This window comes from Pseudomonas sp. SMSB3 (assembly GCF_052041965.1).
In the GTDB taxonomy this organism is placed as follows: domain Bacteria; phylum Pseudomonadota; class Gammaproteobacteria; order Pseudomonadales; family Pseudomonadaceae; genus Aquipseudomonas.
In genome coordinates, this window is record NZ_JBKGGV010000001.1 from 327,094 (window position 1) to 349,059 (window position 21,966).

At 62.8% G+C, this 21,966-nt stretch carries 20 protein-coding genes; 7 read left to right on the forward strand and 13 right to left on the reverse strand.

All coding sequences use genetic code 11. From position 1 onward, the window contains the following. Positions 1-15: 15 nt before the first annotated feature. The 4 genes from ACLEJW_RS01520 to ACLEJW_RS01535 all read left to right on the forward strand — a co-directional run bounded on the left by ACLEJW_RS01520 (position 16) and on the right by ACLEJW_RS01535 (position 2,811). The gene (locus ACLEJW_RS01520) at positions 16-666 is read left to right on the forward strand and encodes a FadR/GntR family transcriptional regulator (RefSeq protein ID WP_313295598.1); all 651 of its coding nucleotides are present in this window, start codon (positions 16-18) and stop codon (positions 664-666) included. Positions 667-681: 15 nt separating this feature from the next. Continuing rightward, positions 682-1,950, forward strand: a complete 1,269-nt coding sequence (locus tag ACLEJW_RS01525) for a CynX/NimT family MFS transporter (RefSeq protein WP_440776883.1) — start codon at positions 682-684, stop codon at positions 1,948-1,950. A gap of 89 nt (positions 1,951-2,039) precedes the next feature. Further along, complete coding sequence (locus ACLEJW_RS01530; protein ID WP_440776884.1) at positions 2,040-2,510, forward strand: nuclear transport factor 2 family protein; 471 nt, start codon at positions 2,040-2,042, stop codon at positions 2,508-2,510. Between the two features lie 34 nt (positions 2,511-2,544). Further along, positions 2,545-2,811, forward strand: coding sequence for a GIY-YIG nuclease family protein (locus tag ACLEJW_RS01535; protein WP_313295601.1), 267 nt, complete (start codon positions 2,545-2,547; stop codon positions 2,809-2,811). Here the strand turns inward: ACLEJW_RS01535 and yejK are convergent, their stop codons facing one another. Continuing rightward, entirely contained in the window at positions 2,812-3,819 is a 1,008-nt protein-coding gene (yejK, locus tag ACLEJW_RS01540) for a nucleoid-associated protein YejK (protein WP_313295602.1), read from the reverse strand. A gap of 392 nt (positions 3,820-4,211) precedes the next feature. Here yejK and ACLEJW_RS01545 point away from each other — a divergent pair, with 392 nt between their 5' ends. Then, entirely contained in the window at positions 4,212-4,493 is a 282-nt protein-coding gene (locus ACLEJW_RS01545) for an HU family DNA-binding protein (protein WP_027920195.1), read from the forward strand. Between the two features lie 50 nt (positions 4,494-4,543). Here the strand turns inward: ACLEJW_RS01545 and rlmF are convergent, their stop codons facing one another. The 5 genes from rlmF to ACLEJW_RS01570 all read right to left on the reverse strand — a co-directional run bounded on the left by rlmF (position 4,544) and on the right by ACLEJW_RS01570 (position 10,900). After that, positions 4,544-5,497, reverse strand: a complete 954-nt coding sequence (rlmF, locus tag ACLEJW_RS01550) for a 23S rRNA (adenine(1618)-N(6))-methyltransferase RlmF (RefSeq protein ID WP_440776885.1) — start codon at positions 5,495-5,497, stop codon at positions 4,544-4,546. Between the two features lie 75 nt (positions 5,498-5,572). Further along, the gene (locus tag ACLEJW_RS01555) at positions 5,573-8,419 is read right to left on the reverse strand and encodes a valine--tRNA ligase (RefSeq protein ID WP_440776886.1); all 2,847 of its coding nucleotides are present in this window, start codon (positions 8,417-8,419) and stop codon (positions 5,573-5,575) included. Between the two features lie 140 nt (positions 8,420-8,559). After that, the gene (locus tag ACLEJW_RS01560) at positions 8,560-8,922 is read right to left on the reverse strand and encodes a DNA polymerase III subunit chi (protein ID WP_440776887.1); all 363 of its coding nucleotides are present in this window, start codon (positions 8,920-8,922) and stop codon (positions 8,560-8,562) included. 5 nt (positions 8,923-8,927) lie between these two features. Beyond that, positions 8,928-9,356 (reverse strand): DNA polymerase III subunit chi, encoded by a 429-nt coding sequence (locus tag ACLEJW_RS01565; RefSeq protein ID WP_440776888.1) that lies wholly within the window; start codon positions 9,354-9,356, stop codon positions 8,928-8,930. Positions 9,357-9,406: 50 nt separating this feature from the next. After that, positions 9,407-10,900, reverse strand: a complete 1,494-nt coding sequence (locus ACLEJW_RS01570; RefSeq protein ID WP_145185296.1) for a leucyl aminopeptidase — start codon at positions 10,898-10,900, stop codon at positions 9,407-9,409. 288 nt (positions 10,901-11,188) lie between these two features. On the opposite strand from ACLEJW_RS01570, the gene lptF reads away from it, so the two are divergent. Both lptF and lptG read left to right on the forward strand, forming a co-directional pair. Further along, the gene (lptF, locus tag ACLEJW_RS01575) at positions 11,189-12,304 is read left to right on the forward strand and encodes an LPS export ABC transporter permease LptF (RefSeq protein ID WP_145185299.1); all 1,116 of its coding nucleotides are present in this window, start codon (positions 11,189-11,191) and stop codon (positions 12,302-12,304) included. Next, the gene (lptG, locus tag ACLEJW_RS01580) at positions 12,297-13,358 is read left to right on the forward strand and encodes an LPS export ABC transporter permease LptG (RefSeq protein ID WP_145185300.1); all 1,062 of its coding nucleotides are present in this window, start codon (positions 12,297-12,299) and stop codon (positions 13,356-13,358) included. Before lptF ends, lptG begins: the two co-directional genes overlap by 8 nt. Before the next feature lie 48 nt (positions 13,359-13,406). Here lptG and ACLEJW_RS01585 read toward each other — a convergent pair whose 3' ends face one another. The 7 genes from ACLEJW_RS01585 to gltS all read right to left on the reverse strand — a co-directional run bounded on the left by ACLEJW_RS01585 (position 13,407) and on the right by gltS (position 21,880). Then, positions 13,407-13,895 carry an RDD family protein gene (locus tag ACLEJW_RS01585; RefSeq protein ID WP_440776889.1) on the reverse strand — a complete coding sequence of 163 codons (489 nt, stop codon included), beginning with the start codon at positions 13,893-13,895 and terminating at the stop codon, positions 13,407-13,409. Between the two features lie 89 nt (positions 13,896-13,984). Continuing rightward, on the reverse strand, positions 13,985-14,197 hold the full coding sequence (locus ACLEJW_RS01590) for a cold-shock protein (RefSeq protein ID WP_145185302.1): 213 nt from the start codon (positions 14,195-14,197) through the stop codon (positions 13,985-13,987). 357 nt (positions 14,198-14,554) lie between these two features. Then, a complete protein-coding gene (gene gcvT, locus ACLEJW_RS01595; RefSeq protein WP_440776890.1) occupies positions 14,555-15,676 on the reverse strand; it encodes a glycine cleavage system aminomethyltransferase GcvT in 1,122 nt (373 codons plus the stop codon). Positions 15,677-15,702: 26 nt separating this feature from the next. Next, positions 15,703-17,079 carry an L-serine ammonia-lyase gene (locus ACLEJW_RS01600; RefSeq protein WP_313295617.1) on the reverse strand — a complete coding sequence of 459 codons (1,377 nt, stop codon included), beginning with the start codon at positions 17,077-17,079 and terminating at the stop codon, positions 15,703-15,705. Between the two features lie 69 nt (positions 17,080-17,148). Then, positions 17,149-20,004, reverse strand: coding sequence for an aminomethyl-transferring glycine dehydrogenase (gene gcvP / locus ACLEJW_RS01605; RefSeq protein WP_440776891.1), 2,856 nt, complete (start codon positions 20,002-20,004; stop codon positions 17,149-17,151). Between the two features lie 10 nt (positions 20,005-20,014). Then, positions 20,015-20,398: a glycine cleavage system protein GcvH gene (gene gcvH, locus ACLEJW_RS01610; RefSeq protein WP_313295621.1), complete on the reverse strand. Its 384-nt coding sequence runs from the start codon at positions 20,396-20,398 to the stop codon at positions 20,015-20,017. 279 nt (positions 20,399-20,677) lie between these two features. Continuing rightward, positions 20,678-21,880 (reverse strand): sodium/glutamate symporter, encoded by a 1,203-nt coding sequence (gltS, locus tag ACLEJW_RS01615; RefSeq protein ID WP_440776892.1) that lies wholly within the window; start codon positions 21,878-21,880, stop codon positions 20,678-20,680. Positions 21,881-21,966 lie beyond the last annotated feature (86 nt).

The following is a 21,966-nucleotide window of genomic DNA, read 5'->3' on the forward strand; positions in this document are numbered from 1 at the left end:
GATTGGGTGAGTGCCATGGGCACCGAATTGACCAAACGCTCGCTGGTGGAGCTCGCCGTCGAGCGCATGCGTGAACGTATTCTGCAAGGCGACTGGCACGTCGGTCAGCGCCTGCCTACCGAGCCTGAGTTGGCGCTGCAGCTGGGGATCAGCCGCAATACCGTGCGCGAGGCCATGCGCGTACTGGCATTCGCCGGCCTGGTCGAGATTCGCCAAGGTGACGGCAGTTACCTGCGCACCTGCCATGACCCACTGCAGGCGGTGCAGGCATTGGCCCGCTGCACGCTGGAGCAGGCCCGTGAAACGCGGCATATCCTCGAAACCGAAGCGATCGGGCTCGCTGCCCTGCGCCGTACCGAGGAGGATCTGCAAGCGCTGCGCGAGGCGCTCGACGGCAGCGCTGCGCATTTCCACGGCGATGTCGATGCCTACGTCAGCTGTGACCTGGTGTTTCACCAACGGCTGATCGACGCCGCTCATAATCCGGCGCTGAGCGAGCTGTACCGGTATTTTTCCGGGGTGGTGGCGGCCGCGTTGCAGCACAACATGCAGTCCGCGCCGCGCAGCCAGGCCACGTTCGACCTGCACGGGCAGATTCTCGACGCCATTGAACAACGCGATCCGCAGCGGGCCAAGGCCCTCAGCCGCGCGCTTATCGAATCCTGAACCGAGTATTGCCCGATGACACAAGATGCACACGTCCGTCAGCACGAGCTGGAAGAACTGCTGATCGATGCCGAAGCCGATGATGCCCAGGTGCAGCAGCAGCCGCTGCGGGTTCAGCGCCCGTGGCTGTTGCTGCTGGGCCTGGTCCTGGTTGCGCTGAATCTGCGTCCGGCGCTGTCGAGCATGGCACCGGTGCTGAGCCAGGTGTCGGCGGGTCTTGGCCTTAGCGCAGCGCAAGCGGGTCTGCTGACCACTTTGCCTGTGCTGTGCCTGGGGCTGTTCGCGCCGCTGGCACCGGTGCTGGCCAGGCGCCTGGGCAGTGAGCGGGTGATTCTCGGCATCTTGCTGACGCTGGCGCTGGGCATCGTGGTGCGCAGCACGCTTGGCGCTACCGGCGTGTTCATCGGCAGCGTCATGGCCGGGGCCAGCATCGGCATCATCGGCGTGCTTTTGCCTGGCATCGTCAAGCGCGACTTCCCACAGCATGCGGGGACGCTGACCGGCGTCTACACCATGGCCCTGTGCCTGGGGGCGGCAATGGCGGCCGGCGCCACCGTGCCGCTGAGCGAGTACTTGAACGACAGCTGGGCGTTGGGCCTGGGTTTCTGGATGGTCCCGGCGCTGCTGGCCATGTTGGTCTGGCTTCCGCAAGCACGTAAAGGTCACGGCCAGCACAAGGTCGCGTACCGTGTGCGCGGCTTGTGGCGCGACCCCCTGGCCTGGCAGGTGACGTTGTACATGGGCCTGCAATCATCGCTGGCCTACATCGTCTTCGGCTGGCTGCCGTCGATCCTGATCGGCCGCGGCCTCACTCCGACCGAGGCGGGGCTGGTGCTGTCCGGTTCGGTCATCGTGCAGTTGCTGAGTTCGCTGGCCGCGCCGTGGCTGGCTACCCGCGGCAAGGATCAGCGCCTGGCGATCGTGATCGTCATGCTGGTGACCCTGGCCGGGCTGTTCGGTTGCCTGTATGCGCCCCTTGGCGGCCTGTGGGGCTGGGCCGTGCTATTAGGGTTGGGGCAGGGCGGTACCTTCGCCCTGGCGTTGACGCTGATCGTGCTGCGCTCCAAGGACGCCCATGTTGCTGCCAACCTGTCGAGCATGGCCCAGGGCGTTGGCTATACGCTGGCCTCGATGGGCCCGTTCGCGGTCGGCGTGGTCCATGACCTGACGGGTGGCTGGGCCGCGGTAGGGTGGATCTTCGCCGTGCTCGGTGGCGGCGCGATCATTTTCGGACTGGGCGCCGGGCGCGCCCTGCAGGTGCAGGCCCGTTGCCAGACACTGTGAAATGGCTGCGCGGGTTACCCGGGGCACTGGCGAAAGCGCAAGCGGCGGATTATCGTGCTGCTTCCCCATGCCCCGAACGGACCTGCACCATGAGCGACGCCAACCGTGACCTGATTACCCGCTTTTACCAGGCGTTCCAGCGTCTGGACGCCGAAGCCATGGTGGCCTGCTACAGCGACGATATCGTCTTCACTGACCCTGTGTTCGGCACCTTGCGCGGTCGCGATGCCGGCGACATGTGGCGCATGCTCACCACCCGCGCCAAAGATTTTCGCCTGAGCTTCGACCAGGTACGCGCCGATGCCAGCAGCGGCTGTGCGCACTGGGTTGCCACTTATCTGTTCAGTCAGACCGGGCGCACGGTGGTCAATGACATCCAGGCCCGCTTCGTCATCCGTGATGGGCTGATCTGCCAGCACGATGACAGTTTCGACCTCTGGCGCTGGTCACGTCAGGCGCTGGGCGCGCCGGGGCTGCTGCTGGGGTGGTCGCCGATGTTGCAGAACAAGGTACGCCAGCAAGCCTTCAAAGGCCTGCGGGCTTTCCAGCAGGTGCGCTGAGGCGAGTATGGGCGACGTCTGTACAATCGCTGAAATGCCTCGGTGCAAACCCTGGTATGTCTACCTGGTTCGTGCCGCCAACGGCTCGCTGTACTGCGGCATCAGCGACGATCCACAACGCCGCTTCACGGCCCACCAGCAGGGGCGCGGTGCGCGCTACTTCAAGACCAGCCCGGCGCAGGCGCTGGTGTATGTCGAGCGCTGGCCGGACAAGGGCGAGGCATTGCGCCAGGAGCGTCTGGTCAAGAAGCTGCGCAAATCGGCCAAGGAAGCGCTGGTCGCCTCCTATGTTGCAGGCTGATCAGTCCTTGCGGCGTTTGAGCTGATCCACCAGTTGCGTGGGCAGGCCCTTGATGATCAAAGTGCCGGCCGCCTCGTCGTATTCCACCTTGTCGCCCAACAGGTGCGCCTCGAAGCTGATCGACAAGCCCTCGGCGCGACCGGTGAAACGGCGAAACTGATTGAGCGTGCGCTTGTCGGCCGGAATCTCCGGGGACAGGCCGTAATCCTTGTTGCGGATGTGGTCGTAGAACGCTTTGGGCCGCTCTTCGTCGATCAGGCTCGACAGCTCTTCCAAGGTTACCGGCTCGCCCATCTTGGTTTGCGCGGTGGCGTACTCGACCAGGGTCTGGGTTTTCTCGCGCGCGGCTTCTTCGGCCAGGTCTTCGCTTTCGACGAAGTCGCTGAACGCCTTGAGCAGGGTGCGGGTCTCGCCTGGGCCATCGACGCCTTCCTGGCAACCGATGAAGTCGCGGAAATAGTCCGAAACTTTCTTGCCGTTCTTGCCTTTGATGAACGAGATGTACTGCTTGGAATTCTGGTTGTTCTGCCACTCCGACAGGTTGATGCGTGCGGCCAGGTGCAGTTGTCCGAGGTCCAGATGGCGCGAAGGCAGCACGTCCAGTTCGGCATTCACCGCCACCCCTTCGCTGTGATGCAGCAGGGCGATGGCCAGGTATTCGGTCATGCCCTGTTGATAGTGCGCGAACAGCACGTGGCCGCCAGTGGACAGGTTGGACTCTTCCATCAACTTTTGCAGGTGCTCGACCGCCATGCGGGTGAATGCGGTGAAGTCCTGTTCGGCTTGCAGGTATTGCTTCAGCCAGCCACTGAGTGGATAGGCGCCGGACTCGCCGTGGAAGAACCCCCAGGCCTTGCCTTGCTTGGCGTTGTAGCTGTCGTTGAGGTCGCTCAGCAGGTTTTCGATGGCGTCCGATGCGCCCAGTTCGGTATCCCGGGCGTGGAGCACGGCAGGGCTGCCATCGGGCTTCTTGTCGATCAGATGAACGATGCAGTGACGAATTGGCATGGCATTCTCGCAAGGTACGGGGCGGCAAACGGGCCGCGCTGCAAAAGTCGTCCAGTTTACCCCAGGCGAGCAGCGTGCACGGTGCGGATGTAACGCAAATAGCGGTTGTACGTTTTTTGCTCGAAATTGCCGTTTTTGCGCGTTCGGCCCCGAAAAACCTGCACTAAATCGATGCAGGCTGCGGATATTTATCCGTTCCTGTGGTAGCTTTGCGCGGTCTTGCGCCCGGTAAGTGGCGCATTGCTGGCAGCGTACGCACGCCGTGTCGAACCAAACGCCGATTTGCGCATCTACATTCGCGATTGGTGCGGCCCTCCAGCGTTCAGGGGCTGGCCCGATAAGGTCGTCGCACGCTGCATAACCACTGAATTTGATAGGGAAGGAACACCACCATGGCATTGACCAAAGACCAACTGATTGCCGATATCGCTGAAGCGATCGACGCGCCAAAGACCACCGCGCGTAACGCTCTGGAGCAGCTGGGCCAGATCGTTGCCGACCAACTGGAAAACGGCGCTGAAATCACCCTGCCTGGCATCGGCAAGCTGAAAGTCTCCGAGCGTCCTGCCCGTACCGGCCGCAACCCATCGACTGGCGCTGCCATCGAAATCGCTGCCAAGAAAGTCGTCAAGTTCGTTCCGGCCAAAGGCCTGACCGACGCCGTCAACAAGTAAGACGTTGACGCTACGCTAAACCGCGCCCGGCTTGCCCGGGCGCGGTTTTTTCATGCCTGCGATCTGCGCCGGGCGTGCCAGGCCTGACGGGCGTTGGCGTCATGAAAGCTCCAGGCGACCATGCGGCTCTGCTTCTGGCCCTGGCCCATCGGGGTGATGCGCACGGCCTTGGCGCCGGCTTTCCTCAGGGCTGCCTCGATGCGTGGCAGATTGCCGGCCTTGGACACCAGGCTGGTGAACCACAGCACCTGAGAGGCGTATTGCACGCTCTCCTCGACCAGCTGCGTCACGAAGCGAATCTCACCGCCCTCGCACCACAACTCGTTGTTCTGCCCACCGAAGTTGAGCACCGGCAGCTTGCGCTTGGGGTCCTGCTTGCCGAGGTTCTTCCACTTGCGTTGGCTGCCACGGGTGGCCTCTTCGCGCGAAGCATGGAAAGGCGGGTTGCACAGGGTCAGGTCGAAGCGCTCGTCCTCTTGCAGCAGGCCGCTGAGGATGTGCTTGCGGTTGACTTGCTGGCGCAGGCTGATGCCTTTGCCCAAGCCGTTGGCCTGGACGATGGCCTTGGCCGCAGCCAGTGCGATCGGGTCGATGTCCGAGCCAAGAAAGCGCCAACGGTAATCGCTATGGCCGAGCAGCGGATAGATGCAGTTGGCCCCGACGCCGATATCCAGCGCCCGAACCTGGGCGCCTTTGGGTACCTCGCCGGCATTGTCCTCTGCGAGGAGGTCGGCGGCGACGTGCAGGTAGTCGGCGCGGCCGGGGATTGGCGGGCACAGGTAGTCGGCAGGGATGTCCCAGTGCTCGATACCGTACTGCGCCTTGAGCAAGGCACGGTTGAACACACGCACGGCTTCGGGGTTGGCGAAGTCGATGCTCGGTTTGCCGTGGGGATTGGTGAGGGTGAAACGGGCCAGGTCAGGATGAGCCTTGATCAGGCTGGGGAAGTCGTAGCGGCCCTGGTGGCGGTTGCGCGGGTGCAGGGTGGGTTTGTTCGGCGTCATGGCAATGTCCAGCCCTATACGAGCGGCGGCTTGAAAAACATGGGGCTGCGTAGCAGCCCCAGTGGTCCAACAGCTTTACAGCGCGGTAATCCGCGCATGCTGTTCGGTGAAGTTGGCCAGGGCCTGTTCGGACTCGGCCAGCTTCGCGCGCTCTTTTTCGATCACCGCAGGCGGCGCCTTGTCGACGAACGCTGCGTTGGACAACTTGCCGCCCACGCGCTGAACTTCACCTTGCAGGCGCTGGATTTCCTTGTTCAGGCGCGCCAGTTCAGCGTCCTTGTCGATCAGCCCGGCCATCGGCACCAGCACCTGCAGATCGCCCACCAGTGCAGTGGCCGACAGTGGCGCTTCGTCGGCATCACCGAGCACGGTGAACGACTCGACCTTGGCCAGCTTCTTGAGCAGTGCTTCGTTTTCCTGCAAGCGGCGCTGGTCGTCGGCGCTCGCGTTTTTCAGGAACAGCGGCAGCGGTTTGCCTGGGCCGATGTTCATTTCGGCGCGGATGTTGCGCAAGCCCACCATCAGTTCCTTGAGCCACTCGATATCGCCCTCGGCATCTGCATCGATGCGCGCCTCGACCGCCACCGGCCATGGCTGCAGCATGATGGTCTTGCCCTCGACGCCGGCCAGCGGCGCGATGCGCTGCCAGATTTCTTCGGTGATGAAAGGCATGAACGGATGGGCCAGGCGCAGCGCGACTTCCAGCACCCGCACCAAGGTACGACGGGTGCCGCGGGCGCGCTCGACCGGGGCATTCTCGTCCCACAGCACAGGCTTGGACAGCTCCAGGTACCAATCGCAGTACTGGTTCCAGATGAACTCGTAGAGGGCCTGGCTGGCCAGGTCGAAGCGGAACTGCTCGAGTTGACGGGTAACTTCGGCTTCGGTGCGCTGCAATTGCGAGATGATCCAGCGATCGGCGAGCGACAGCTCATAGGCTTCGCCGTTCTGACCGCAATCTTCGCCTTTGTCCAGCACGTAGCGGGCGGCGTTCCAGATCTTGTTGCAGAAGTTGCGGTAGCCTTCGACGCGGCCCATGTCGAACTTGATGTCTCGGCCGGTGGAGGCCAGCGAGCAGAAGGTGAAACGCAGGGCGTCGGTGCCGTAGCTGGCAATACCTTCAGGGAACTCGGCCTTGGTCTGCTTGGCGATTTTCTCGGCAAGCTTGGGCTGCATCATGCCGCTGGTGCGTTTTTCCAGCAGGGCGTCGAGGGTGATGCCATCGACGATGTCCAGCGGGTCGAGCACGTTGCCCTTGGATTTGGACATCTTCTGGCCCTGGCCATCGCGGACCAGGCCGTGCACGTACACGGTCTTGAATGGCACCTGCGGGGTACCGTCCTCGTTCTTGATCAGGTGCATGGTCAGCATGATCATGCGCGCAACCCAGAAGAAGATGATGTCGAAGCCGGTCACCAGCACATCGGTGGAGTGATACTTCTTGAGGAATTCGGTCTGCTCCGGCCAGCCCAGGGTGGAGAAGGTCCACAGGCCCGAGCTGAACCAGGTGTCGAGCACGTCGTCGTCCTGGCGCAGCGTCACGTCGCTGCCCAGGTTGTGCTTGGCACGCACTTCTTCTTCGTTGCGCCCTACATAGACCTGACCGGCCTCGTCGTACCAGGCAGGAATGCGGTGGCCCCACCACAGCTGGCGGCTGATGCACCAGTCCTGGATATCACGCATCCACGAGAAGTACATGTTCTCGTATTGCTTGGGCACGAATTGAATGCGGCCGTCTTCGACGGCGGCGATGGCAGGTTCTGCCAACGGCTTGGTCGACACGTACCACTGGTCGGTGAGCCATGGCTCGATGACGGTGCCCGAACGGTCGCCCTTCGGCACTTTCAAGGCGTGGTCGTCGATGCTGACCAGCAGGCCCTGGGCGTCGAGGTCCGCAACGATCTGCTTGCGCGCGATGAAGCGGTCCAGGCCGGCGTACAGGGCAGGCAGGCTGGTATCCACGGCGTCGTTGACGCTGCCGTCGAGGTTGAAGGCCTGGGCGGCAGACAACACCAGCGCGTTCTTGTCGAAGATGTTGAGCAGTGGCAAGTTGTGGCGCTTGCCGACCTCATAGTCGTTGAAGTCGTGAGCCGGGGTGATTTTCACGCAGCCGGTGCCGAACTCTGGATCGCAGTAGTCGTCGGCGATGATCGGGATGCGCCGGCCCACCAACGGCAGTTCGACGAACTTGCCGATCAGCGCCTGATAGCGTTCGTCGTTCGGGTTGACGGCGACGGCGGCATCACCGAGCAGGGTTTCCGGACGGGTCGTGGCGACTACCAGGTAGTCGTGGCCCTCGGCGGTCTTGGCGCCGTCGGCCAGCGGGTAGCGCAGGTTCCACAGATGACCTTTCTCGTCGTGGTTTTCCACTTCCAGATCGGAGATCGCCGTGTGCAGTTTGGTGTCCCAGTTGACCAGGCGTTTGCCGCGGTAGATCAGGCCATCTTCATGCAGGCGCACGAAGGCTTCCTTGACCGCTTCGGAGAGGCCATCGTCCATGGTGAAACGCTCGCGGCTCCAGTCGACCGACGAGCCCAGGCGACGTATCTGGCGGCTGATGTTGCCACCGGACTGATCTTTCCACTCCCAGATCTTCTCGAGGAATTTCTCGCGCCCCAGGTCATGGCGGTTCTGGCCTTTGGCCTCGAGCTGACGCTCGACCAGCATCTGCGTGGCGATACCGGCGTGGTCGGTGCCGGGTTGCCACAGGGTGTCGCGGCCCTGCATGCGGCGGAAACGGATCAGGGCATCCATGATCGCGTTGTTGAAACCGTGGCCCATGTGCAGGCTGCCCGTCACGTTCGGTGGCGGGATCATGATGGTGTAGGACTCACCTGCACCTTGCGGGGCGAAATAATTTTCGGACTCCCAGGTGTTGTACCAGGAAGTTTCGATGGCGTGCGGCTGGTAGGTCTTATCCATGCGCGGCGGGACCCTGTGCATTTATTCGGGAAAGCCGAAAAGTATAACCAAGGCACAAGGTTTAAGCGACAGGCTGCGGGCTGCTGGCAGCGCCAACGCGACACAAGGCCGCTGCCAGAAAACGAGCAGACGGTGGTGAATTACTCGGAACGCTTGATCAGGCGCTCGATGCGCGCATCCAGCCGGCGCTTGATTTCGTTTTCGATGTGCGGGGTGAAGTCGTTGATGACGTCTTGCATGATCATCTGCGCGGCGGCGCGCAACTCGCTCTCAAGGTGCAGCAGGGTATCCTGGCGGCGGGTTTGCGGGTCGTCCTCGGGCACAGGCTCAGGGGCCAAGGTTGGCGCCACATTGCCGGCCGGCTCATCGAGCCGCAACGGCATCTGCTCGACCGTCTCGGTGAGCAGCGGCGGCTGCAGGTCGGCATCGCCCAACAGCTGGCGTATCGACTCCAGGTCGTCGAGCAGATGGGTGGAATCGGGTAGGGCGGAGGGCTTTTCCATCGTCGTCAAAGTCGCTGTAAGCGGTGGTCTTGCAGAGCATAGCCCCGTTCACGGTAGAAACGGAACCGCTCGCGCGCAGATTGGCGAATGCCGGGTTCCTCCACCACGATCTCGGCTACCCGCTCGAACTGGCCGACGAATCCGGGCACATCGGCGCCCAGGTTGATCAGCAGGTCGCGGTGCGCCCCGGCGTCCCCGCCCACGCCCAGGGCCACTGGGGCATCCGCGTACGCTTCGGCGAGGTCGTGGGGCACGAAGGCTTCGCCCTTGAAACGCCACAGGCGCATGTCCAGTACGTCACGTTGCGCGGCATCCTGGCAGTGCAGGTAAACGCGGTGGCCTAGCCGCCAGGCCTTTTCGCACAGTTTGCAGGCGAAATCCAGGCGCGCCGCCAGGGCGTCGGTGGGCAGGATGTAGAAGTCGACTTTACTCATGCTTGTGCAATACCGGCCGGCGACGCACAAGACGCCGCCGGCTCACGGCATCAGGCCCCAGCGCGATCGAGCAGGTACTGGGTCAGCAGTGGTACTGGGCGACCGCTGGCGCCTTTGTCCTTGCCACCACTGATCCAGGCGGTACCGGCGATGTCCATGTGCGCCCAGTTGTAGGCCTTGGCAAAGCGCGACAGGAAGCAGCCGGCGGTGATGGTGCCAGCCTTCGGCCCACCGATGTTGCCCATGTCGGCGAACGGGCTGTCCAGTTGCTCCTGGTACTCATCGAACAACGGCAGCTGCCAGGCACGGTCGTCGGCACGTTGGCCGGCGTCGAGCAACTGGCCGACCAGTTCGTCGTTGTTGCCCATCAGGCCGGAGGTATGGCTGCCCAGGGCGACGATGCAGGCGCCGGTGAGGGTGGCGATATCGATCACTGCCTGTGGCTTGAACCGCTCGGCATAGGTGAGGGTGTCGCACAGCACCAGGCGACCTTCGGCGTCGGTGTTGAGGATTTCCACCGTCTGGCCACTCATGGTCGTGACGATGTCCCCCGGACGGGTCGCGCCGCCGCTGGGCATGTTCTCGGCGCAGGCCAGCAGGCACACCAGGTTGATCGGCAGTTGCAGTTCAAGCACCGCACGCAGGGTGCCGAACACGCTGGCGGCCCCGCACATGTCGTATTTCATTTCGTCCATGCCGGCACCAGGCTTGAGGCTGATGCCGCCGGTGTCGAAGGTGATGCCCTTGCCCACCAGCACGAAAGGTTTTTCGCTTTTCTTGGCGCCCTGGTAGTTGAGCACGATCAGGCGCGGTGGCTGATCGCTGCCCTGGCCCACGGCGTAGAACGCGCCCATGCCCAGGTCCTTGATCTTCTTCTCGTCCAGCACCTCGACCTTCAGGCCCTTGTAGGCCTTGCCCATGTCCTTGGCCTGTTCGGCGAGGAAGCTTGGGTGGCAGATGTTCGGCGGCAGGTTGCCCAAGTCGCGGGTCAAGGCCATGCCAGCGGCGATGGCGCTGGCATGCTTGACCGCGCGTTCGAGTTCGGCGGCGCCGGACTTGTCCACCAGCAGGGTGACTTTCTTCAGCGCTCGGGGCTCGGCCTTCTGGCTTTTGAAGCGATCGAACACATACTCGCTGTCGAGCAGGGTCTCGGCCAGCAGACGGTATTTGCTGTAATGGGTCTGACGGTTGCTGACCGCGATGTCGTCCAGCGCCAGTACCGCGTCGGCGCCGTTGAGGCCCTTGAGGACGCCGGCGACACTGGTCACCAGCTTGCGCCAGGCGCGGTCACCGAGCGCTTCTTCCTTGCCCTTGCCGACCAGCAGCACGCGCTCGGCCTTGAGGCCCGGCAGGCTGTGCAGCAGCAGGGTCTGACCGGGCTTGCCGAGCAGGTCGCCGCGCTTGAGCAGGGCACTGATGGCGCCCTCGCACGCTTGGTCGACGGCCGTGGCCACGGTGCCGAGCTTGCGCCCTTCACCGACCGCCAGCACCAGGGTGGCGGTTTTAACAGATGCAGCAGCTACGCTTTTTACAACCAGTTCCATGTCAGGGTCCCCGAATGATCTTTGCAGGTGGCGCCGTGTGTTCAGCGCTCTGGACGGGCTTGGCCGCGTACTCGCGAGCCAGTGGAAAAGCTGCCAGTTTGAGCCTGCGGCAAGCGTGCTGACAAGCCCGATGTCGGTGTTGCTAAGCGGCCAAGTGACAGGCGCTGTCAATCACAGGATAATGCGCGCACTTCATATGGAGGTTCGCCGTTGGCGAACCGGCATTGGTCCTGGCTGTCACAGGCCAATGTTTGGCAGTCTGCCCCTGACAACCCAGGAGTGTCTGGTTTGATCGTCTTTCGCTATCTTTCCCGCGAGGTCCTGGTGACCTTGAGCGCCGTCAGTGCCGTGCTGCTGGTGATCATCATGAGCGGGCGTTTCATCAAGTACCTGGCCCAGGCCGCCCAGGGCGTGCTCGACCCCGGCGTGCTGTTCATGATCATGGGCTTTCGCTTGCCAGGCTTCCTGCAGCTGATCCTGCCGCTGGGCTTGTTCCTCGGCATCCTGCTGGCCTACGGCCGGCTGTACCTGGAAAGCGAAATGACCGTGCTCTCGGCCACCGGCATGAGCCAACAGCGCTTGCTCGGCCTGACCCTGGCGCCGGCGGCGCTGGTCGCCGTGCTGGTCGCCTGGCTGAGCCTGAGCCTGGCGCCCTTGGGCGTGGCCCAGGTGCAGCAGATCATCGCCCAGCAAGATACCTTGACCGAATTCGACACCTTGGTGCCGGGGCGCTTCCAGACCCTGCGCGACGGCTCGCGGGTCACCTACACCGAGCAGCTGTCGGACGACCGGGTAAAGCTTGACGGCGTGTTCATCTCCGAGAAGCGCTTCAACCAGGACAAGACCAAGGACCGCGCGCCTTCGGTATTGGTCGCCGAAAAGGGGCATCAGGAAATCCAGGCTGACGGCAACCGCTACCTGGTGCTGGAGAATGGCTACCGCTATGACGGCAACCCAGGCCAGGCCGATTACCGCGCCATCAAGTACGACACCTACGGGGTGTTGCTGCCCAAGCCGGAAGTCGCCCAGGAAGTGACCGATCGCGAAGCGATCCCGACCCTCGACCTGTTCGGCAAGACCGACCTGCGCGAGCGCGCCGAACTGCAGTGGCGCCTGTCGCTGCCGATCCTGGTCTTCATCGTGACCCTGATGGCCGTGCCGCTGTCCAGGGTCAATCCGCGCCAGGGCCGCTTCCTCAAACTGCTGCCGGCGATTCTTCTGTACATGGCTTACCTGACGATGCTGATTTCCGTACGCGGCGCCCTGGAGAAGGGCAAGTTGCCGATTGGCCTGGGCATCTGGTGGGTGCATGGCCTGTTCCTGTTGATCGGTGTCGCCCTGATGTACTGGGAGCCGCTGCGCCTGAAACTGGCTGCCCGTCGTGCGGAGGTGGCCCATGGCTAAGCTCGACCGTTATATCGGCATGAGTGTGCTGCTGGCCATTCTGGCCGTGCTGGGGATCATCCTGGGGCTGGCTTCGCTGTTCGCCTTCATCGACGAAATGAGCGATCTGAGCGATACCTACACGGTGATGGACGCGGGCAACTTCGTGCTCCTGACGGCGCCGCGGCGCCTGTACGAGATGCTCCCGATGGCTGCGCTGATCGGCTGCCTGATCGGCCTTGGCAGCCTTGCCAGCAGCAGTGAACTGACCATCATGCGCGCTGCCGGGGTGTCCATCGGCCGGATCGTCTGGGCGGTGATGAAGCCGATGCTGGTGCTGATGCTGGTCGGGCTGCTGATCGGTGAATATGTCGCCCCGGTGACCGAGAACAAGGCCCAGGCCGACCGTTCCCTGGCCCAGGGTGGCGGCGAGGCGCAGAGTTCCAAGCGCGGCATGTGGCACCGCCAGGGCGAGGAGTTCGTGCACATCAACGCCGTACAGCCCAGCGGCCTGCTGCTGGGGGTGACACGCTACCGCTTCGATGAAGCGCGCAAGATCCAGACCTCGAGCTTCGCGCGTCGCGCGCAGTTCGTCGATGGCCAGTGGATGCTCAGCGATGTCAGCACCACGTTCTTCCGTGGCGATCACACCGAAGTGGTCAAGGCACCGAGCGAACGCTGGGATGTGTCGCTCACCCCACAATTGCTCAACACGGTGATCATGGCGCCCGAGTCGCTGTCGATCACCGGCCTGTGGGACTATATCCACTACCTGTCCGATCAGGGCCTGAATAACGCCCGCTATTGGTTGGCCTTCTGGACCAAAGTCCTGCAGCCGATGGTCACCGCGGCACTGGTGCTGATGGCGATTTCCTTCATCTTCGGCCCACTGCGTTCGGTCACCCTTGGCCAACGGGTGTTCACTGGGGTGCTGGTGGGCTTCGTCTTCCGTATCGGCCAGGACCTGCTCGGTCCTTCCAGCCAGGTATTCGGCTTCCCGCCGCTGCTGGCGGTGGTGATTCCAGCGGCTATCTGTGCGGTGGCCGGTCTGTGGTTGCTGCGCCGGGCGGGCTGACGGCCTGACGCTCGAACCAAGCCGACCCAGGGGTCGGCTTTGTTTTGCTCATTTTTTCTGTTTTGGCACCCGCACCAGGCACGTCTCCGAGTAGATGTCATGCCAGGCGCGGTTGCGCTTGTCGAACAACGCCCAGATGAACCCCAGGCCCAGACACAGCCACGACGCGATTGCCACGACGAAGCGCAGCAGGGCCTGCCACAGGCTGATGGCGCTGCCATCCAGGTTTTGCACGCGGATCCCCCATACCTGCATACCCAACGTTTGACCGCCATGGGTCCAGAACTTGGCGAAGAAGCCGAACAGGGCGAACAACAGGCACGTCGACAGCAGTGGATCGCCGTCGAGCGCCCCGGCCTCGGTCAGCTCACGCATGCGCGTCTCACCAATGATCGCCATCTGAATCATCTTGTACAGACCGGCGGTCACGATCAGCAGGGCGGTGCACAGCAGAAAATCATAGAACATCGCGGCCAGGCGTCGGCCGAAGCCAACGGGTGGGAAATCACCCTGAGGGGTGAGCAAAGGCTTTGACATCACGTAACCGCTCCATATGACGAAGCGGTCATTCTACGGACAAAAAAAAACCCCTGCACGGAACAGGGGCTTTTTGGAAGTCGTGAGGCTTACTCGGCGACTTGTACCTTGTCAGCCTGCATGCCTTTCTGGCCTTGCACGGCTTCGAAAGTGACCTTCTGGCCTTCTTTCAGGCTTTTGAAGCCGTTGCCTTCGATGGCACGGAAATGTACGAACAGGTCCGCACCGCTTTCTGGAGTGATGAAGCCGTAACCTTTCTCGTCATTGAACCACTTGACGGTACCGTTCTGACGGTTAGCCATTGTCTTATTTCCTATGAAACTAAATTGTGGTGACAGTGACTTTCACGTTATTAGTGCGTGAAAGTTTACTGGGCTGGGTTGCAGGAAAGTAAGAGACGTCGAACGGGTTGTAGCGAATCTCGGCTACTGGCCCAGGTCACGAACTGTTGCGACCCATGCAAACACAGTGCAGTGACTCTACGCCAACTCTCGAGCGAAAAACAAGCCCTTGCTCGACGAGAAAATCAGCCCTTTTGCAGGCACTCGCCAAAACCCTCGGAAACGGCATGTTCCCTGGCCTGGGGCCGTGTTGGAAAGTTATTGAACAGGTTCGAAAACGAATATGCCGAACCTGTCCCGGCAGCTCACAGTTTACTTTTAGCCACGGTAGTAACGTTGCGCAACGAAAGGCATTTTACTGACCTTCAAAGCGACCTTCTTGGCCCGCACCACGGCGAACAGTGGTGTCTCCAGCGTGGCGTATTGGCTGTCGACGTAACCCATTGCCACCGGTGCGCCAAACGTGGGTGCAAAACCGCCGCTGCTGACCGTTCCTACTTGCTTATCGTCAGCATCGACGATGGGCGCGCCTTCGCGCACGGGCGTGCGTTCTTGAGGCAACAATCCGACGCGTTTACGCTGCGCACCGTGCTGCTGTTGGGCGAAGACCACATCTGCCCCTGGGAACCCGCCAGCACGTGCCCCGTCGCTGCGGCGCACCTTGGACACCGCCCAGAGCAAATTGGCCTCGACCGGCGTGGTGGCATCGTCCATATCGTGACCATAGAGGCACAGGCCGGCCTCCAGGCGCAGAGAATCACGCGCCCCCAGGCCGATGGGCTGCACCTCTGGCTCGGCCAGCAGGCGGCGCGCCAGGGCTTCGGCAGCGTCTACCGGCACCGAGATCTCGTAACCGTCCTCGCCGGTATAGCCTGAACGGCTGACCAGGCAATCTGCCCCCAACAGATTCACCGGACGCACCTGCATGAAGGTCATGCCCGCCACTTCTGGCGCCAGGCGCTCGAGCACGCTGACCGCCGCCGGGCCTTGCAAGGCCAGCAGGGCGCGCTCCTCGAACAAAGGCTGCACGCGGCAACGCTCGCCGATGTGCTGGCGCAAGTGGGCGAGGTCCTGCTCTTTGCACGCGGCGTTGACCACCAGGAACAGGGTGTCATCACCCAGATTGGCGACCATCAGGTCGTCGAGGATCCCGCCGTTTTCGTTGGTGAACAGGGCGTAGCGCTGCATGCCTGATGGCAGGTCGATGATGTCCACCGGCACCAGCGATTCCAGCGCAGCCGCAGCGTCCGCACCCTGCAGCATGATTTGCCCCATGTGCGAGACATCGAACAGGCCGGCCTGCTCACGGGTGTGCAAATGTTCCTTGAGCACGCCCAGTGGGTACTGCACCGGCATCTCGAAGCCGGCGAACGGTACCATGCGCGCACACAGCTCCAGGTGCAGCGCGTGCAGTGGGGTCTTCTGCAATGTTTCGGACATCGATGACTCCTTGGTTGTGTGCAGGGTCAACATTCGATGATGTTGACGGCCAGACCGCCGCGGGCGGTCTCCTTGTATTTGCTTTTCATGTCGGCGCCAGTCTGGCGCATGGTACGAATGACCTTGTCGAGCGAAACGAAATGGTGGCCGTCGCCGCGCAGGGCCATGCGCGCGGCGTTGATGGCCTTGACCGAACCCATGGCGTTACGCTCGATGCACGGCACCTGCACCAACCCGCCAATCGGGTCGCAGGTCAGGCCCAGGTTGTGTTCCATGCCGATCTCGGCGGCGTTTTCCACCTGCAGTGGCGTGCCGCCCAGCACCTCGCACAGCGCTGCGGCCGCCATCGAGCAGGCCACGCCGACCTCGCCCTGGCAGCCTACCTCGGCGCCCGAGATCGAGGCGTTTTCCTTGTACAGAATGCCGATGGCAGCGGCCGTGAGCAGAAAGCGCATCACGCCGTCTTCATTGGCGCCCGGAACGAAGCGCGTGTAGTAGTGCAGCACGGCGGGAATTATCCCCGCCGCGCCATTGGTCGGTGCCGTCACCACCCGCCCGCCGGCAGCGTTTTCTTCGTTGACCGCCAAGGCATAGAGGTTGACCCAGTCGAGTACCGACAGCGCATCGCGCAGGTTCGCTTCCGGGTGCTGGCTAAGCTGGCGAAACAGCGCTGGCGCACGGCGCTTGACCTTGAGCCCGCCCGGCAGAATGCCTTCGTGGCGATAGCCGGCCTCGACGCAGTCCTGCATCACTTGCCAGATACGCAGCAAGGCAGCGCGGGTGTGTGCTGGCGGTCGCCACGCCGCTTCGTTGTCGAGCATCACCTGGCTGATCGGGATACGCCGGGCGAAGCACTGCCCCAGCAGCTGCTTGGCGGTCTTGAAAGGCATGGCCAGTACCGTGCTGTCCTCGACGATACGGTCCTGGCCGGCAGCGTCTTCATCGACCACGAAACCGCCGCCCACCGAGTAGTACTCGCGGCTGCGGATCTGCAGACCGGCTGCATCGAAGGCACGGAAGATCATGCCATTGGGGTGGTAGGCCAATGGCTTGCGAATCATCGCCAGATGCTGCTTCTCGACGAAGCCGATGGCGTGCTCACCGAGCAAGTGAAGCTGCCCGCTGTCGCGAATCGCCTGCAGCCTCGCGGCAACGCTTTCGGTGTCGACGGTGTCAGGTTGCTCGCCTTCCAGGCCAAGCAACACCGCCTTGTCGCTGCCGTGGCCCTTGCCGGTCGCACCGAGCGAGCCATACAACTCGGCCCTGACGCTGGTGGTGCCGGCCAGCAAACCGTCGCGCCGCAGACCTTCAGCGAAGCGCGCCGCGGCGCGCATGGGGCCGACCGTATGGGAACTGGACGGGCCAATGCCAATCTTGAACAGGTCTAGGACGCTCAGGGACATGATGGTCTCTCTGGCCGGATAAGGGGCCGGATAGGGGCCGCCAAGCAGCCCCGCTCGCTACGGGCTGTCTCAGGCGTCCTGGTAGCTCTCGATCGACGGGCAGGCGCAGACCAGATTACGGTCCCCGAACACGTTGTCGACCCGCCCGACTGGCGGCCAGTATTTGCTCTGCACCAGTTCAGGCAGTGGGTAGACCGCCTGCTCGCGGCTATAGCCATGGTGCCACTCGCCGACCAGTTCCGCAGCCGTGTGCGGCGCGTTCTTGAGCGGATTGTCGTCCTTGTCGAGGCTGCCGTTCTCCACCGCGCGGATTTCTTCGCGAATCTGGATCATCGCGTCGCAGAACCGGTCGAGCTCTTGCCTGGACTCGCTCTCGGTCGGTTCGATCATCAGCGTGCCGGCCACCGGGAACGACATGGTCGGGGCATGGAAGCCGAAGTCGATCAGGCGCTTGGCGACGTCGTCGACGCTGATGCCGCTGCTGTCCTTGAGCGGGCGCAGGTCGAGGATGCACTCGTGGGCGACCAGGCCGTTGCTGCCGGTGTACAGCACCGGGTAATGCTCTTCCAGACGGCGGGCGATGTAGTTGGCGTTGAGGATCGCCATCTGCGATGCCCGCTTGAGACCGGCACCACCCATCATGCGAATGTACATCCAGGTGATCGGCAGGATGCTCGCGCTGCCGAACGGCGCTGCGCAGACCGCGCCCTGGGTGTTGGCCAGGTTGGCATGACCTGGCAGGAAGGGTGCCAGGTGCGCTTTCACACCGATCGGGCCGACGCCTGGGCCGCCGCCGCCATGGGGAATGCAGAAGGTCTTGTGCAGGTTCAGGTGCGACACGTCGCCGCCGAACTTGCCGGGGGCGCACAAACCGACCATGGCGTTCATGTTGGCGCCGTCGATGTACACCTGCCCGCCGTTGTCATGGATGATCGCGCAGATCTCGCCGATGGCTTCTTCAAACACACCGTGGGTCGAAGGATAGGTAATCATGATCGCCGCCAGGCGCTCACGGTGTTCGACAGCCTTGGCGCGCAGGTCATCGACATCGACGTTGCCCCGCGCATCGCAGGCGGTCACTACCACGCGCATGCCGGCCATGTGTGCAGTGGCTGGATTGGTGCCGTGGGCCGAAGACGGGATCAGGCAGATGTCACGGTGCTCATCGCCGCGACTGCGGTGGTAGGCACGGATGGCCAGCAAGCCGGCGTACTCGCCTTGGGAGCCGGCGTTGGGTTGCAACGACACGGCGTCATAGCCGGTGGCGGCGCAGAGCATGACTTCCAGCTCGGTGGTCATCTGCAGATAGCCCTGGCTCTGTTCGGCCGGCGCGAATGGGTGCAGATTACCGAACTCGGCCCACGTCACCGGGATCATTTCGCTGGCAGCGTTGAGCTTCATGGTGCACGAGCCCAGTGGAATCATGCTGCGGTCCAGCGCCAGGTCCTTGTCGGCCAGGCGGCGCAGGTAGCGCATCAGTTCGGTTTCGCTGTGGTAGCGGTTGAACACCGGGTGTTCGAGGATCGCCGACTGACGGCGCAGGGCGCTCGGCAGGCGCGCCGGGGTGTTGCTGGCCAGGGCGGCGAAGTCAGGCTGTGGCAGGTCTGCGCCGAACAATTGCCAGAGGGCTTCGACATCGGCCTGGCTGCTGGTTTCATCCAACGACAGGCCCAGGTGGCCGGCATCGATCTGGCGCAGGTTGATGCGCTGAGCACGCGCCTTGTCGTGCAGGCTGGCGGTGGCGTCGCCGGTAGCGAGGGTCAGGGTGTCGAAGGCGCTCTCGCCCAGCACCTGCACGCCAAGCTGCGCCAGGCCTGCGGCCAGGATGGCGGTCAGTGCGTGGGTACGTTCGGCGATGCGCTTGAGCCCTTCCGGGCCGTGGTACACGGCGAACATACTGGCGATGTTGGCCAGCAGGACCTGGGCGGTGCAGATGTTGCTGGTGGCCTTTTCGCGGCGGATATGTTGCTCGCGGGTCTGCATGGCCAGGCGCAGTGCGGTTTTGCCAAAGCGGTCGATGGATACCCCGACCAGGCGCCCCGGCATGTCGCGCTTGAAGGCATCGCGGGTCGAGAAGTAGGCCGCGTGTGGACCACCGAAGCCCAGGGGCACGCCGAAACGCTGGGCGCTGCCGATGGCGACGTCAGCACCGAATTCGCCAGGTGGCGTCAGCAAAGTCAGCGCCAGCAGGTCGGCGGCCACCGCCACCAGTGCATTGGCGGCGTGGAAGCGTTCGACTACGTCTCGGTAGTCGAACACTTCACCGTTGCTGGCCGGGTACTGCAGCAGGGCACCGAAGAAAGCGCTGACATCAGCCAGATGCCGCTCGTCGCCGACCACCACCTCGATGCCCAGGGGCTCGGCCCGGGTGCGCAGCACATCGAGGGTCTGCGGGTGGCAGTGCACGGAGGCGAAAAAGGCCTGGCTGGCCTTGTTTTTCGACAGGCGCTTGCAGAAGGTCATGGCTTCGGCAGCGGCGGTAGCCTCGTCGAGCAGCGAGGCGTTGGCAATGGGCAGACCGGTGAGGTCGCTGATCAGCGTCTGGAAATTCAGCAATGCCTCTAGGCGGCCTTGGGAGATCTCCGGCTGATAGGGCGTGTAGGCGGTGTACCAGGCCGGATTTTCCAGCAAGTTGCGCAGGATCGGCGCCGGGGTGTGGGTGTTGTAGTAGCCCTGGCCGATGTAGCTTTTGAACAGTTCGTTCTTGCCGGCGATGGCTTTCAGCGCAGCGAGGGCATCGGCTTCGCTTTGCCCGTCATGCTCGCCCAGAACGCTGGTGCCCTTGATGCTGGCCGGGATGACGGCATCGCTCATGGCTTGCAGCGAGTCGAATCCGAGGCTGGCGAGCATGCTCTGTTCGTCGGCCTGGCGCGGGCCGATATGACGGGCGATGAATTCGTTGGCAGTGCCGAGGTTGATGGTCATGCGGGGATCCTCAGGCGTCGTCGTTGGCTTTGAGCAGACGGTCGTAAGCATCCTGGTCGAGCAGGGCGCTGACGTCGTTCATAGTGGCGGGAATGAAGCGCAAGAACCAGCCCTCGCCCAGAGGATCTTCATTGACCAGCTCAGGCCGCTCGTCGAGCGCCTCATTGACCGCCACCACATCGCCTGCGAGCGGCATGTAGACGCCACTGGCGGCCTTGACCGATTCGACGGTGGCGGCCTCGGCGCCTTTTTCGTAGTGCTGCAGCTCGGGCAGTTGCACATAGACCACATCGCCCAGGGCGTTCTGCGCGTAGGCAGTGATGCCTACCGTGACGCTGCCGTCGGTTTCAACGCGCAGCCATTCGTGATCTTCGGTAAAACGCAACTCGCTCATGGTCATTCCTCAGGAAGCAGGGCAATGGCGCGGTGCTCCGCGCTCTTGGACTGCAAGGGCCTAAGCAATAAAGCGGCCAATAGTAAAATTTCTATATTTATCAATAGGATAAAAAATTCTGGCGAGCATTGAGCGCGTGCGCTGTATTGAAAACGCTACGCCAGGCGCAAGGAAGGAAAGGGTTTGAGCATCAAACCCTTACAAATTGGACGTGTAGGGCTTAAGTAACGATTGCGTTACGCTGGAATGAAATCGTTACGGTGAGTTGTGGGCCGCTTATCATCCTGAGACGAAAGGCAGGGCTAGATACAGCTTGATCACAATCACGTTGATGATGTCGATGAAAAAGGCGCCAACCATCGGTACGACCAGGAAAGCCAGCTGTGACGGCCCGAAGCGATGGGTAACGGCCTGCATGTTGGCGATAGCGGTGGGGGTCGCACCCAAGCCGAAACCGCAATGCCCGGCAGCCAGAACAGCGGCATCGTAATTGCTGCCCATCACCCGGAAAGTCACGAAGATCGCGAACAACGCCATCAGCAACGTCTGCATCGCCAGTATCAGCAGAAACGGCAAGGCCAGCGCGGCCAGATCCCAGAGTTTCAGGGACATCAGCGCGATGGCCAGGAACAGCGACAGGCTCACGTTGCCCAGCACCGAGACTTCACGCTCGAACACTTGGTAGACCCCCAGGGCAGACAGCCCATTGCGCAGCATCACACCGACGAACAACACGCACACGAAGGTGGGCAGCTCGAACGCGGTGTCCTGCAGCTGGCCATTGAGCAAGGTGCCGCCCAGCAGGCTCACGGCAATCAATGCCAGCGTTTCGATGAAGGAAAACGGTGTGATCAAGCGTTCCACAGTGGGTTCTTCGAAACCTTTAGGGCAGTGCTGCACCACCTGTTCGGCGCCTGGCACTTGCACGCGCTTGAGCAGCAGGCGGGCAACCGGGCCGCCGATCAGGCCGCCCAGCACCAGGCCGAAAGTGGCCGAGGCCAAGGCGAGCTCCGAAGCAGACGCCAGACCATACTTCTCGCTGAAGGTCGTGCCCCAGGCGGCGCCTGTGCCGTGGCCCCCGGAAAGGGTAATCGAGCCAGTCAGCAAGCCCATCAGCGGGTCCAGGCCCAGTGCCGTGGCCAGGCCAATGCCCATGGCATTCTGCACCAGCAACAGGCCGGTGACGGCGAGGAGGAAGACGCCCACCACACGGCCGCCTTTCTTCAAGCTGGCAAGGTCGGCGTTCAGGCCAATCGTGGCAAAAAATGCCAGCATCAACGGAGCCTGTAGGGAGGTGTCGAATTGGACCTTGAAGTCGAAGCTGCGCAGAACCAGCAACTCCAGCGCGACCAGCAGTCCTCCCGCCACAGGCTCGGGGATATTGTAGGTTCGGAGCAAAGCGATCCGTGTCACCAGACCATGGCCCAGCAACAGGACCAGGGAGGCGGCGACCAAGGTGCCGTAGAAGTCGAGTTCGAGCATGACAGGCGTTCTTTCCATCAACAGGGATGGACGCCATTTTCGCAGCAGTGGTTGTTGAAGTATTGCTAACGCCCGTAGGGTTAATC